Source organism: Brevibacterium permense (assembly GCF_025506275.1).
Taxonomy (GTDB): domain Bacteria; phylum Actinomycetota; class Actinomycetes; order Actinomycetales; family Brevibacteriaceae; genus Brevibacterium; species Brevibacterium permense_A.
On the sequence record NZ_QYCP01000074.1, the window covers coordinates 31,974 to 44,632 of the forward strand.

Consider the following 12,659-nt stretch of genomic DNA (forward strand, 5'->3'; position numbering starts at 1 on the left):
GACGTGACGCGAACGGTGAGGGATGCTCGATCAACGGCACCGTCGCACGCGTCCGGGCACGACGAAGGCCGGTGGGAAACATCCCACCGGCCTTCGATCTGCTCCGGATCAGCGCCTCAGCGCGAACCGACCGCCGAGAGTCCGAGACTCACAGCACCTCAGCGTCTCCTGCGATCAGGCTTCTGCGAGCTGACGCAGAACGTACTGCAGGATGCCGCCGTTGCGGTAGTAGTCGGCTTCACCCGGGGTGTCGATGCGGACGACGGCGTCGAATTCGACCTTCGTGCCGTCTTCCTTCTCGGCGGTGACCTTGACGGTCGCCGGGGTCTTGCCCTCGTTGAGCTCCGTGACGCCTTCGATGGAGAAGGTCTCGGTGCCGTCGAGTCCGAGCGAATCAGCGGATTCGCCGGCGGGGAACTGCAGTGGCAGAACGCCCATGCCGATGAGGTTCGAGCGGTGGATGCGCTCGAAGCTTTCGGTGATGACGGCCTCGACGCCGAGCAGCTTCGTGCCCTTGGCAGCCCAGTCACGCGAGGATCCCGAGCCGTACTCCTTGCCACCGAGGACGACCAGCGGGGTGCCGGCGGCCTGGTAGTTCACGGAGGCGTCGTAGATCGTGGTCTGCGGTCCGCCCTCCTGCGAGAAGTCGCGGGTGAAGCCACCCTGGACTCCGTCGAGGAGCTGGTTCTGCAGACGGATGTTCGCGAAGGTTCCGCGGATCATGACTTCGTGGTTGCCGCGACGCGAGCCGTAGGAGTTGAAGTCCTTGCGCTCGACGCCGTGCTCGACGAGGTACTTTCCGGCCGGGGTGTCGGCCTTGAAGGAACCTGCGGGCGAGATGTGGTCGGTGGTCACCGAGTCGCCGAGCTTCGCGAGCACGCGGGCACCCTTGATGTCCTTGACGGCTTCGGGCTTGAGACCCATGCCGTCGAAGAAGGTGGGCTTGCGCACGTAGGTCGATTCATCGTCCCACTCGAAGACCTTGCCTTCGGGGGTGTCGAGCTGCTGCCAGCGCTCGTCACCGTCGAAGATGCGACCGTATTCCTTATCGAACATATCGGTCGAGATCGACGAGGCGATGACCGACTCAACCTCTTCAGGCGAGGGCCACAGGTCGGCCAGGTAGACGTCGACGCCTTGCGCGTCCTTGCCCAGAGGCTGGTTCTCGAAGTCGAAGTCCATGGTGCCGGCCAGTGCGTAGGCGATGACCAGCGGAGGCGAAGCGAGGTAGTTCATCTTCACGTCGGGGCTGATGCGGCCCTCGAAGTTGCGGTTGCCCGACAGGACTGCGGTGACCGAGAGGTCGTTGTCCTGGATGCTGTTCGAGATCTCCGAGTCCAGCGGACCGGAGTTGCCGATGCAGGTGGTGCAGCCGTAGCCGACGATGTAGAAGTTCAGCGCTTCGAGGTCCTCGATGAGGCCGGCCTTGTTGTAGTACTCGGTGACGACCTTCGAGCCCGGTGCGATCGAGGTCTTGACCCACGGCTTCGAGTTGAGTCCGCGCTTGCGGGCATTGCGTGCCAGCAGGCCGGCGGCCATCATCACCGAGGGGTTCGAGGTGTTGGTGCAGGACGTGATCGAAGCGATCGCCACGGCACCGTTGGCCAGCTCGAAGCTGCGTCCGTCAGCGGTGCTGACGTCCACGGACTTCGACTCCTCGCCGGGAGCGGCGTAGTTGTGGATGTCCTTGGCGAACTGGCTCTTGGCATCGGAGAGCTCGATGCGGTCCTGCGGGCGCTTCGGTCCGGAGATCGAAGGCACCACGGTGGACAGGTCGAGTTCGAGGTACTCGGAGTACTCGACTTCGTTCTCCGGATCGTGCCAGAGTCCCTGCGTCTTGGCGTAGTCCTCGACGAGCTGGATCTGCTCTTCCGACCGGCCGGTGAGCTTGAGGTAGTCGATGGTGACTTCGTCGATCGGGAAGATCGCTGCGGTCGAACCGAACTCGGGGCTCATGTTGCCGATGGTGGCGCGGTTGGCCAGCGGCACCTCGGCGACGCCCTTGCCGTAGAACTCGACGAACTTGCCGACGGCTCCGTGCTGGCGGAGCATATCGGTGATCGTGAGAACGACATCCGTGGCCGTGACGCCGGAGGGGATCTCACCGGTGAGCTTGAAGCCGACGACGCGCGGGATGAGCATCGACACGGGCTGGCCGAGCATGGCGGCCTCAGCCTCGATACCGCCGACGCCCCAACCGAGCACACCGAGGCCGTTGACCATCGTGGTGTGCGAGTCGGTTCCGACGAGGGTGTCCGGGTAGGCACGGAGGACTCCGTTGACCTCGCGCGGCATGACCACGCGAGCCAGGTGCTCGATGTTGACCTGGTGGACGATGCCCATGCCCGGAGGCACGACCTTGAAGTCTTCGAATGCGGTCTGGCCCCAGCGCAGGAACTGGTAGCGCTCACCGTTGCGCTGGTATTCGATGTCCATGTTGAGTTCGACGGCGTCGGCGGTGCCGAAGCGGTCGATCTGCACCGAGTGGTCGATGACCAGCTCGGCCGGAGCCAGCGGGTTGACCTGATCCGGGTTGCCGCCGAGCTCGACGACCTTCTCGCGCATGGTGGCGAGGTCGACGATGCAGGGCACACCGGTGAAGTCCTGCATCACCACGCGGGCGGGGGTGAACTGGATCTCTGTATCGGGTTCGGCATTGGGGTCCCAGCTGCCGAGGGCTTCAATATGTTCCGAAGTGATGTTTGCGCCGTCTTCCGTGCGCAGCAGGTTCTCCAACAGCACCTTGAGGCTGAAGGGAAGCTTCTCGGACCCTTTGACCTGGTCCAGGCGATAGATCTCATAATCCTTATCGCCCACGGTCAGGGTGCTCTTCGATTTGAACGTATCGACGTTGCTCATCGTGATTCTCCTGTTTCATCCGACACTCATCCAAGAAACCGGGTCCGTTCGACTCGGCGGTCGGACCCTTGCATCACGCACCGATTTACGCGACACATATGTTTCCAAAAGTATCTTGACGTCAAGATAAATTCTATCGCATTTGAGGGGCTTTGACCACCATGGCACACAGAGGCGCGAAACCCTGCGATCGGGTTTTCCGCAGGCCCTCGTGCGGTCATCACCAGGGCCGCGGCCGGGTCGCGCGGCCTAGCGTGGACAGCACACTCAAAGAAGCAGCGCACTCGCCTGCCATCCCCGAGGAGATCCTATGGACCCGTTCACCCTAGGCGCCGGATTCGGCTTCGGCGCACTGCTCGTCGGCATCATCTTCGCCGTGGTCTGCAGCTCATTCGCAAAGGAGAAGGGCCGGTCGGGCGGCTGGTGGGGACTGTGGGGCTTCCTCACGACGTTCATCGCCCTCATCGCGCTCGTCCTCCTCCCCCGCCGGTCGGTCACCGCCTGAGGACTGTCACCGTCTCCAAGTGCGAGGTCAGCGGGAAGAGGTCGAATCCGGTGAGGCTCGAGATCGAGAATCCCCCGCCGGTGAGCGCCGCGAGGTCCCGGGCCAGCGTGGCCGGGTCACAGGACACGTAGACCACGGTCCTTGCCGCTGATTCGATGATCGCCGAGGCGGCCTTCCTCCCGGCGCCCGCCCGTGGCGGGTCGAGGATGATGACGTCCGAATCGGGCAATCGGGCCCGATCCACGCTGAGAGCGAGGAATCGGGACTCGAGATCGGCGGCATTGTCTCGAGCATGAGCAATGGCTGCCTCCACCCCTTCGACCCCGAACAGAGGCGCTCCGGCATCCCGGGCGGCAATGATGCCGAGGAGCCCGACCCCGCAGTAGAGGTCGGTGATCGCCTCGACATCGGCAGGCAGCGCTGTAACGACCTCCGAGCTGAGCAGTGCAGCCGCATCCCGGTGGACCTGCCAGAATCCGTCGGCGCCGACGGTGAAGTCACGACCGTCGACCGTTTCGGTCAGGGTGCGGTCTCCGCGGATCACGCGCAGGAACGGAGCGGGCGCATGGGAACGACCGCGACCACGGGGACGACCCCCGCGACCACGACCATGACTCTTCTCCGATCCGGCCGCCTCGGCGAGGAGGGAGAACGACGTCGGCAGCCAGGACTCGATCTCGTCCAGGACCTGCACAGTGGGCCGACCACGGACGATGAGCGCACCATGGTCGCCGGCCCACGCCAATTCGAGTCGGCGGACTCCCGGCACACGCAGTGTCGTCATGTCGAGATCGTGCAAGGGCCCGGCGGCCAGAGGGGGCGTGGTCACGGGGATGACCTCGTGTGATCTGGGGGCGAGCATTCCGGCGCGGCCCTCATCGTCGACGGCCAGCTGCACGCGGGTGCGCCAGTCCGTGCCGTCCGTCTCGCCCGGCGCGGGCAGCACCTCAGCGGCGCGGTCGATATGTCCGATGCGCTGAAGCTGGTCATTCAGCACCTCGGCCTTGAGCCGACGGGAGTGGGCGAGGTCGACGTGGGCGAATTCCATTCCGCCGAACCCGGCCGAAGGCGGCACGGCCCCAGCACCGGGGCCTGCAGCGAACCCCGCACCGGAACCGTCGACAGAATCGCCGGGAACATAGTCGAGACGACGATCGGGGACGCGGTGAGCCGAGGCCTCGATCACCTCGGTGACAGCGGCGCGGAGGAACCGGGCAGGCGGCCCCGCCTCGGTGCGGACTCGGACCTTCTCACCGGGCAGGGCCCCGGAGACGAAGACGACCTGACCGTCGTGTCGGGCGATGGAGGTGCCGCCGGCCGCCGGTGCCTCGATGTCGAGGGTGAGGTCCTGGGCGGGAACCGAAGTGTCGTTCATGCGTGTTCTAGGCCTGTCTGTACAGCGAGGTGTCGGAATCGGGTCCGTCTCCGCCGTACTGTCGAGAGAAGGATTTCAGTCGCCAGGGCACGGACACCACGACGACATTGGGCACCAACAGCAATCGGGTGCGCAGTTTGAGAGCCACCTGGTTATGCAGGATGTGCTCCCACCAGCGACCGACGACGAACTGCGGAATGTAGACGATGACGAGGTCCCTGGGCGACCTGCGGCGGATGGCGAGGATATGGGCGAGCATCGGGCGGACGAGTTCGCGGTACGGCGAGCCGAGCACGGTCAGCGGCACCGGCAGCTCCATCTCGTTCCATCGTTTCTGCAGACCGGCCGCGGCCTCTTCGTCCACGGCCACAGTGACGGCTTCGAGCTGGCTCGACCGGGTCACCCGGGCGTAGGAGAGGGCCCGCATCGTCGGTTTGTCGATTTCGCTGACGACGACGATGGCGTGGGTGTTCGACGGGATCGTCCGTGAGTTCACGTCCGCGTCGGGGGCGAGCTCGCGGGCCACACGCGAATAATGGCGGTGGATGGCGCCCATGACGAGGTAGAGACCGGCCATGGCGACGACCGCCAGCCAGGCGCCGGCGAGGAACTTCGAGACGATGACGACGATGAGGACGCCGGCGGCGAGCACGCAGCCGACGGCGTTGACGACCTGGTTGAAGTGCATCCGTATCCGGGTCTTCGAATCGATGACCAGGCGCAGCCGTTTGCGCCAGTGCAGGACCATTCCCGCTTGGCCGAGGACGAAGCTGGCGAAGACCCCGACGAGGTAGAGCTGGATGAGCACCGTCGCCGAGGCGGACGTGGCGACGACGAGGACGATCGCCGCTGCGGCCAGCAGCAGGATGCCGTTGGAGAAGGTGAGTCGATCGCCCTTCGTCGCCAGCTGCCTTGGCAGGAATTCGTCGCGGGCTAACCGAGAGGCCAGTCCCGGGAAACCCTCGACCGCAGTGTTCGCAGCGGCGATGAGCACGAGCGCGGTGATGAGGACGACGATGAAGAACATCGCCGGCGCGTTGTCGAAGATCGCGTGCGCCAGCTGCGCGAGGACGGGTTCCTGTTCGTATTCGGCACTGACCGGGCTGCCGTCGCCGCGGACGAGATAGAGATGCGGGTCGTCGACGTATTTGATTCCAGTGACCGACGCCAGATAGGTCAGCCCCGTGAGCATGAGGGCGGCGAGCAGTCCCGACAGAAGCAGGGTGTTGCCGGCGTTCTTGCCGCGCGGCTTCTTGAACGCCGGAACCGCTGTGGCCACGGTCTGCACACCGGCCAGCGCGACCGCTCCGGACGAGAACGCGCGCAGGACGATGAGGACGGTGGCCAGGCCGAGCGTCGCCTGATCGCCGATGTTGCTGTGCACGACCGTGTAGTCGGCGGTCTGGGCATGCGGGGTGTCACCGAGCCCGACGCGGATGAGACCGACCGACATCGTGAGGAACACGGCACCGAGGAACAGGTAGGTCGGCACGGCCAGCAGCATCGGAGTGGCCCGGGAACCGCGCAGACCGGCGAAGCAGATGAGCAGGATACCGACAATGGCTACGGGCACACGGTAGGGCGCGAGCATCGGGAACGCCGTGGTGATGTAGGCGGCGAAGACCGTCATCGACACGGCCAGGGTGAGCACATAGTCGACGAGGAGGGCCGCGGCGACGACGAGCCCGGCACCGGAGCCGAGGTTCTTCGAGGCCACCTCGTAGTCACCGCCGCCGGCAGGGTACGCCTTGACGTTGATGCGGTAACAGGCGACGATCACGAGGATGACGATGCCGACGGCCACACCGATCCAGGGGGCGACGGTCAGGGCCACAAGTGAGGTCAGCGACAGTGCCAGCAGGATCTCATCGGGGGCGTAGGCCACCGATGAGAGCATGTCGGAGGCGAAGACGGGCATCGCGATGCGCTTCTTCAGCGCAGGCGCACGCCTGTCCTCACTGCGGAAGGGCCGTCCAACGAGTAGTCTTTTGACGGCATCAGAAAAACTGCTGGCCACGGCAACCAATGGTAGATCACTGCGGGAAGGATTACCCATGCACTTCGTGATTATGGGCTGCGGTCGAGTCGGGGCCTCCCTGGCCAAAGCCCTTGATGCGAATGGGCACTCCGTCGCAGTCGTCGACCGGGACCCCGACGCATTCCTCAAGCTCGGTCGGGATTTCAGCGGTTCGACGATCACCGGCGTCGGTTTCGACCGCGAGACCCTGTCCCAGGCGAAGACCGCCGAGGCCTTCGCCTTCGCCGCCGTCTCCAGCGGTGACAATTCGAATATCCTCGCCGCGCGTGTCGCTCGTGAGACCTTCGGGGTGAGCAATGTCGCCGCCCGCATCTACGATCCCGACCGCGCGCAGGTCTTCGAACGTCTCGGCATCCCCACCGTGCCCACTGTGCGGTGGACGGCCGAGCAGGTGATGCGCAAGCTCGTCCCGCAGGGGTCGATCACCGAATACCGTGAGCCCTCCGGCAACCTCGTCCTGGCGGAGGTGCATCTGGATCCTGGCTGGGTAGCCCGTCCGATCAAGGAGATCGAAACACGGACCAAGGCTCGGGTCGCCTATGTCACCCGCCTGTCTGAGGGCATCGTCGCCCACGATGATCTGCTCCTCCAGGACGGCGACCTCGTCCATCTCATGGCTCCGGTCGACCGCCTCGGCGAGATCGAACGGATCCTCGATCAGCCCGTGCGAACCGTAGAGGAAGAAGAATGAGGGTCATCATCGCAGGAGCCGGCTCCGTCGGACGTTCGGTAGCCAGGGAGCTGCTGGACAAGGACCATTCAGTCCTGCTCATCGACCAGAGCAAGGAGGCGCTGGGCCATGAGCGCATTCCGGGTGCCGAATGGCTGCTCTCCGATGCGTGCGAACTCGCCGGTCTCGCCGAGGGAGGGCTGGAGGAAGCCGATGTCGTCGTGGCCGCGACGGGAGATGACAAGACCAATCTGGTGCTATCCCTGTTGGCGAAGACCGAGTTCGGGGTGCCGCGGACGGTCTCGCGCGTGAACAATCCGAAGAACGAATGGCTCTTCGACGACAACTGGGGGGTCGATGTCGCCGTCTCCACTCCGCGCCTGATGACCGCGCTCGTCGAGGAGGCCGTGGAAGTCGGCGGCCTGGTCCACCTCATGAGCTTCGAACGCGGGCAGGCGGGACTGCTCGAGTTCACCGTGCACGAGAACGCCGAGCTCGTGGCCGAGCGCGTCGGTGGGATCACATTCCCGCTCGATACCGTGCTGGTGGCGATCATCCGCAATTCGCGGGCGTTCGCTCCCAGCGCCGATGATGTCATCGAGGCCGGAGACGAACTGTTCTTCCTCTCCTCCCCCGATCAGGAGCCGGCGCTGCTCACTCTGCTGCAGGAGACTGCGAAGACCGACGAGAACGCAGAGGGCTGAGCCCGGTCGTCTGCGGCCGAAAGCGTCAGTTCTGCGGCCGACGGCTGCCCGGCCCCTAGGGACGGTCAGTCGTCGGAGTCGTCGCGGGTCTGCAGGAGTTCGTAGACGGGATTGTGTGCGGTGAGCACTCCGTCCTTGCCGCAGAACCGTCCTTCTAAGACGATGAGAGATCCGGGACGGATGCCGCTGATCTCCCGGCGTCCGAGGAATTGGGCGCGGGCTTCGCCGGTGCCGTCGGCGACGGTGATGTCGAGCCTGGGGCTGTCGGCACTGCACGACTGAGTGGTCGCTGAAACGACTCCGGCGATGCGTGAGGTCTTTCGCGCCTCCAGCTCTTCGACCGGAATGACCCCGGGGATCTGGCTGACCAGTCGCAGATCGGCCCGGGCCTCGGCCTCACGAGATCCGAAGTCGCGCACGAGGCGAGGGATGAGGTTCCGCATCAGCGCTCAGCGGACTTCTGTGATCTCGGGGCCGCGTTCGAAGGGGTTGAGCTCGTCCTCGTCCTTCTTCTCCTCCGCCTCGTCCTGGTCGACCTGCGGTGCGGTCAGTGCGATGAGCTCGCGGGGAGCCATCGCTTCCTCACCGCGATCGACGACGACTCCGCGGAAGAGTGCGGAGAGTTCGGCACGCACCTCGTCATCGGTCACGGCCTTGCCGGAGAACACTGCGCGGACGAACCAGCGTGGTCCGTCGATGCCGGCGAAGCGCATGGCGCGTTTGCCGGGGCGACCGGATTCCGTCTTCGCCGGAACCTCGATGGCCAGCTCCTTGCCGAGAGAGGTGTGCAGCTCGGTCGATTCCCCACCCTGTTTGGTCACGGATTCGGCGAGTTGACCGCGCACCGTGTTCCACAGGCCTTCGGAGCGTGGTGTCGCGAACGCCTGCAGCTGGATGCCTCCACCGTCGTGGATGAGGGTGACGGCCAGCACGCGCTGAGAATCGTCGTCTGTGTCCAGGCGCACCTGCATGCCGTCGACGACGGGCACCTTGAGCGCGCCGAGGTCGAGGCGGTCATGCTCCGGGTACTCCTCGGAGATGTCGAAGGGGCCCTTCTCGGACCGGTCGAAGGGTGCGGACTTCTCCAGCAGCGCTTCTTCCTCGTCGATTTCGTCATCGGACTCGGCTGCCTCTGCGGACTCAGCCTCGTCGTCATCGGCGTCGTCATCTGCACGATCGGCCGCCTCGGCGTCGGTGTCCTGAGCGTCGAGCTCATCGTCGTCAGTGAGTTCGTCGTCGGCGCGGACGTCGTCATCGGTCGGTGTGGATTTCTTGAACCGGGAGAACAGTCCCATGAGTCCTCACTTCTCCTTTTCGCTGAAGCCGGCGACGATTCCGCCGGTGGATCCGAATCCCCCGGCGCCGCGGGCGCTGTCTTCAAGGGATTCGACGATGTCGAAGTCGGCGTGAGCGATCTTCTGGATCACAAGTTGGGCGATGCGGTCGCCGCGCACGAAGCGCAGCGGAGTCTTCGCGTCGAGGTTGATCAGCGGCACCTTGATCTCGCCGCGGTAGCCGGCGTCGATGGTGCCCGGCGCATTGACGACCGTGACTCCGTGCTTGCTCGACAGGCCCGAACGCGGATGCACGAATGCCGCATAGCCTTCCGGCAGGGCGATCGCGATTCCGGTCGGAACGACACGGCGCTCGAACGGTTCGAGCACGAAGTCGATCGCCGAATGCAGGTCTGCACCGGCGTCGCTCGCATGCGCGTAGCCGGGCGCGCTCATGCCCGCGTCGAGGAGCTGGAGGTTGATCTTCACGGTTTCCGTCACAAAGATGCACTCTAACGCTCCAGCCTGAGCGTGGCCAAACTTCTCGCTATGGGACAATGGCCGCATGGCAACAACTCAATCCGGAACCCATGTGGTCTATCAGGAGAAGGTCCGCCCCTCGGTCGGCATGTGGATCCTCGTCGTGGTGGCTGCTCTGTCGACGGCGCTCATGGTCATGCCCGTCTGGCAGCTCGGCACCATCATCCTTCCCGTCGTCAGCTTCGTCCTCTTCGCCTGGTGGCTGAATTCGCTGACGCTGACGATCATCGTCACCGAACGACAGCTGTTCGTCGGCGAGGCTCATATCGACCGCACATTCGTTCCGGGTGCGGTCGCCTTCGACGGCGAGGAGGCCCGGCAGGCCCGCGGAGTCGATCTCGACGCCCGCGCCTTCCTCAAGATCCGCCCGTGGGCGAAGTCCGTCGTCCGCATCGATCTCGACGATGAGACGGATCCGACCCCCTACTGGCTCGTCTCGAGCCGTCACCCCCACAAACTGGCCGCCGTCAGGTAGTAAGGGGAGAAGAACGGACCGCGACCCTTTCGAGGGTGCGGTCCGTTTTCGGGTGTTCGCGAAGAGAAGCGATTCAGCCTGCACAGTCTGTGCAGATGGGGACACCGCCTTCTTCGGTCGCAAGCTGCGAACGATGGCGGACCAAGAAGCACTCCATGCAGGTGAACTCGTCGTTCTGCTTCGGCAGGACCCGAACGGAGAGCTCTTCGTTCGACAGGTCCGCACCGGGAAGTTCGAAGCCTTCGGCTACTGCAGTCTCGTCTTCGTCGATCTTGCTCGCCTGAGCCTGGGAACGCTGGGCCTTGAGCTGCTCGATCGAATCGCTTTTGATCTCATCGTCTTGCTTGCGAGGTGCGTCGTAGTCTGTTGCCATATGGCCTCATCGCTCTCTGTCCGGAGGGGGTGCCGAAGAGGAGCATATCCTCCTCTTCCGAGATGTGTCCCCAGCATTGTGCACTGTATGCTTGCCGTTGGCAAGATGGAATGAGCACCTGATGCGGTGATTCTCGTCACCAGCTTGCCCGCATGGACAGAGCACACATAGAGTTCACGAAATGCTCTGCAAGAATGCTTGTGATAGACAGCACCGACAGCACGCTCTGTCGGTCGAATACCGGGTTCGTCCCCTGTGGAGGCGGCCCGAGGAAGGACGGATCCACAATGAGTGAATTCGCTGATCAGCTCGACACACGAATCGATGATGTCCGTCATCGCATTCACGAGGCCCGTTCTGCCGGTGACGACTTCCTCGTCGAAAATCTCATCGACGACCTGCAGAACCTGATGGAATTGGCCGGACGCAACGATGTCGACACCGGTCCCATCGCCGAGGTGATCCAGGCCGAGACGGGTGCCCTGCCGGTCATCCCGAGCCCCGAGGACCACTGAAAGAACACACGCAGAGAGAAGAGCCCTCCCTCACCGATTCGGTGAGGGAGGGCTCATTCGTCTTCAGAACTCAGTTCGCCATGGCCCAGTTCGGGTAGGTAGCACGTTCGATGCGGCCGCGGCAGCAGTCGATGCTGCAGGCTCCGCTGCCGGGCACCAGAGCCTTCGTCCCGGGCAGAGCCGGAACGTCGACGTCTCCCCCGCGCAGCTGAGCCACGCGCTCCTCGACGAGGTCGACGAGTCCTCTGACGAAGGCGTCATGGGTGCCGACGGTGTCGACCCGGGTGAAGTCGAGACCGAGTTCTTCAGCAGTCTCCTTCGCTTCGGTGTCGAGGTCGAAAGCGACCTCCATATGGTCGGAGATGAAACCGATGGGCACGAGCACGACACCGGTCACCCCGTCCTCGGCGAGTTCGGCCATCCGGTCGTTGACATCGGGTTCGAGCCATGGCACCTCAGGTGAGCCGGAACGCGAGCAGTAGACGAGTTCGGACGGAACACGATCGGCCTCATCGATGCGCCCCATGAGGTGGTCGATGAGTTCTTCGTGCTGGGCCCGATAGCCGTTGGTGGTCACTTCTGAAGCGTCCTGCATAACGTTCGGGATCGAGTGGGTGACGAAGAGGATCCGGTGCTTGGCCGAATCGATCTGCCCGACCTTCGACCGGAAACCGGCGAGGCCGTTGTTGAGGCAGTCGGCGCAGGCGTCGGCGTAGCCGGGATGGTTGTAGAACTGGCGGATCTTGTCGATCGAGACGGTGAGACCCTCGTCCTTGAGAGTGTCGATCGTCTTCGCGAAGTCCTCGCGGTACTGTCGGCACGACGAGTAGGAGGAATACGCGGAGGTGTCGATCGAGAGGAACTGCGTGGCACCGTCTTGTGCCAACTTGCGCACCTCATCGGTGAGATAGGGATCCCAGTTGCGATTGCCCCAGATCAGCGGGGTCTCGATTCCGCGGCGATCGAGTTCGTCGCGCAACGCGGCCAGCAGTGCCTTGTTCTGATCGTTGATCGGAGACTTGCCTCCGAAACCGAAATAGTGTTCCCCCACCTCCTCGAGCCGTTCCTCGGGAATCCCGCGGCCGGCGGTGACGTTGCGCAGGAATGGAACCACTTCTTCTGGGGCCTCCGGCCCTCCGAATGACATGAGGATCAGGGCGTCGATGGGTGCAGTCGTATTCACCTTCCCGATTTTACAGACTGTAGAGCCGCTCGGCCCGCTGTCCGCAAAGTGAGCCGCGCCCACTCACGGTGCAGACGCCGACCTGAGGGTCCGACGCCCGCCCTCGCCGGTGTCGTGGCGACGCCGGCGGCGTGGAGGCCACGCTGTC

13 protein-coding genes are annotated in these 12,659 nt (G+C 64.4%); 5 read left to right on the plus strand and 8 right to left on the minus strand.

Annotation, left to right across the window (positions count from 1 at the left end):
• Positions 1-174 precede the first annotated feature (174 nt).
• A complete protein-coding gene (gene acnA / locus D3I60_RS03885) occupies positions 175-2,859 on the minus strand; it encodes an aconitate hydratase AcnA (RefSeq protein ID WP_262774834.1) in 2,685 nt (894 codons plus the stop codon).
• A 310-nt stretch (positions 2,860-3,169) separates the two neighbouring features.
• Between acnA and D3I60_RS03890 the strand changes: the two genes are divergently transcribed.
• Positions 3,170-3,364 carry a hypothetical protein gene (locus tag D3I60_RS03890; RefSeq protein ID WP_101546980.1) on the plus strand — a complete coding sequence of 65 codons (195 nt, stop codon included), beginning with the start codon at positions 3,170-3,172 and terminating at the stop codon, positions 3,362-3,364.
• On the opposite strand, the gene D3I60_RS03895 is transcribed toward D3I60_RS03890, so the two are convergent.
• Both D3I60_RS03895 and D3I60_RS03900 read right to left on the minus strand, forming a co-directional pair.
• Positions 3,354-4,739, minus strand: coding sequence for a class I SAM-dependent RNA methyltransferase (locus tag D3I60_RS03895; RefSeq protein WP_262774835.1), 1,386 nt, complete (start codon positions 4,737-4,739; stop codon positions 3,354-3,356). The genes D3I60_RS03890 and D3I60_RS03895 overlap by 11 nt on opposite strands.
• Before the next feature lie 7 nt (positions 4,740-4,746).
• Positions 4,747-6,657, minus strand: a complete 1,911-nt coding sequence (locus D3I60_RS03900; RefSeq protein WP_262774852.1) for an APC family permease — start codon at positions 6,655-6,657, stop codon at positions 4,747-4,749.
• A 136-nt stretch (positions 6,658-6,793) separates the two neighbouring features.
• On the opposite strand from D3I60_RS03900, the gene D3I60_RS03905 reads away from it, so the two are divergent.
• The gene (locus D3I60_RS03905) at positions 6,794-7,468 is read left to right on the plus strand and encodes a potassium channel family protein (protein WP_101546977.1); all 675 of its coding nucleotides are present in this window, start codon (positions 6,794-6,796) and stop codon (positions 7,466-7,468) included.
• Positions 7,465-8,151, plus strand: coding sequence for a potassium channel family protein (locus D3I60_RS03910; protein ID WP_262774836.1), 687 nt, complete (start codon positions 7,465-7,467; stop codon positions 8,149-8,151). The genes D3I60_RS03905 and D3I60_RS03910 overlap by 4 nt, the downstream gene beginning before the upstream one ends.
• Positions 8,152-8,216: 65 nt before the next feature.
• On the opposite strand, the gene D3I60_RS03915 is transcribed toward D3I60_RS03910, so the two are convergent.
• The 3 genes from D3I60_RS03915 to dut are packed head-to-tail and all read right to left on the minus strand — an operon-like array spanning position 8,217 to position 9,926.
• Complete coding sequence (locus D3I60_RS03915) at positions 8,217-8,594, minus strand: OB-fold nucleic acid binding domain-containing protein (protein ID WP_139469793.1); 378 nt, start codon at positions 8,592-8,594, stop codon at positions 8,217-8,219.
• Between the two features lie 6 nt (positions 8,595-8,600).
• Positions 8,601-9,446 carry a DUF3710 domain-containing protein gene (locus D3I60_RS03920; RefSeq protein WP_262774837.1) on the minus strand — a complete coding sequence of 282 codons (846 nt, stop codon included), beginning with the start codon at positions 9,444-9,446 and terminating at the stop codon, positions 8,601-8,603.
• Positions 9,447-9,452: 6 nt separating this feature from the next.
• Positions 9,453-9,926, minus strand: coding sequence for a dUTP diphosphatase (dut, locus tag D3I60_RS03925; protein WP_262774838.1), 474 nt, complete (start codon positions 9,924-9,926; stop codon positions 9,453-9,455).
• A gap of 64 nt (positions 9,927-9,990) precedes the next feature.
• Between dut and D3I60_RS03930 the strand changes: the two genes are divergently transcribed.
• The gene (locus D3I60_RS03930; RefSeq protein ID WP_262774839.1) at positions 9,991-10,440 is read left to right on the plus strand and encodes a DUF3093 domain-containing protein; all 450 of its coding nucleotides are present in this window, start codon (positions 9,991-9,993) and stop codon (positions 10,438-10,440) included.
• A gap of 73 nt (positions 10,441-10,513) precedes the next feature.
• Here the strand turns inward: D3I60_RS03930 and D3I60_RS03935 are convergent, their stop codons facing one another.
• Entirely contained in the window at positions 10,514-10,813 is a 300-nt protein-coding gene (locus D3I60_RS03935; protein WP_135541258.1) for a DUF4193 domain-containing protein, read from the minus strand.
• 287 nt (positions 10,814-11,100) lie between these two features.
• Between D3I60_RS03935 and D3I60_RS03940 the strand changes: the two genes are divergently transcribed.
• Positions 11,101-11,328, plus strand: coding sequence for a hypothetical protein (locus D3I60_RS03940; protein WP_173152927.1), 228 nt, complete (start codon positions 11,101-11,103; stop codon positions 11,326-11,328).
• A 70-nt stretch (positions 11,329-11,398) separates the two neighbouring features.
• On the opposite strand, the gene D3I60_RS03945 is transcribed toward D3I60_RS03940, so the two are convergent.
• Entirely contained in the window at positions 11,399-12,511 is a 1,113-nt protein-coding gene (locus D3I60_RS03945; RefSeq protein ID WP_262774840.1) for a ferrochelatase, read from the minus strand.
• Between the last annotated feature and the right edge of the window lie 148 nt (positions 12,512-12,659).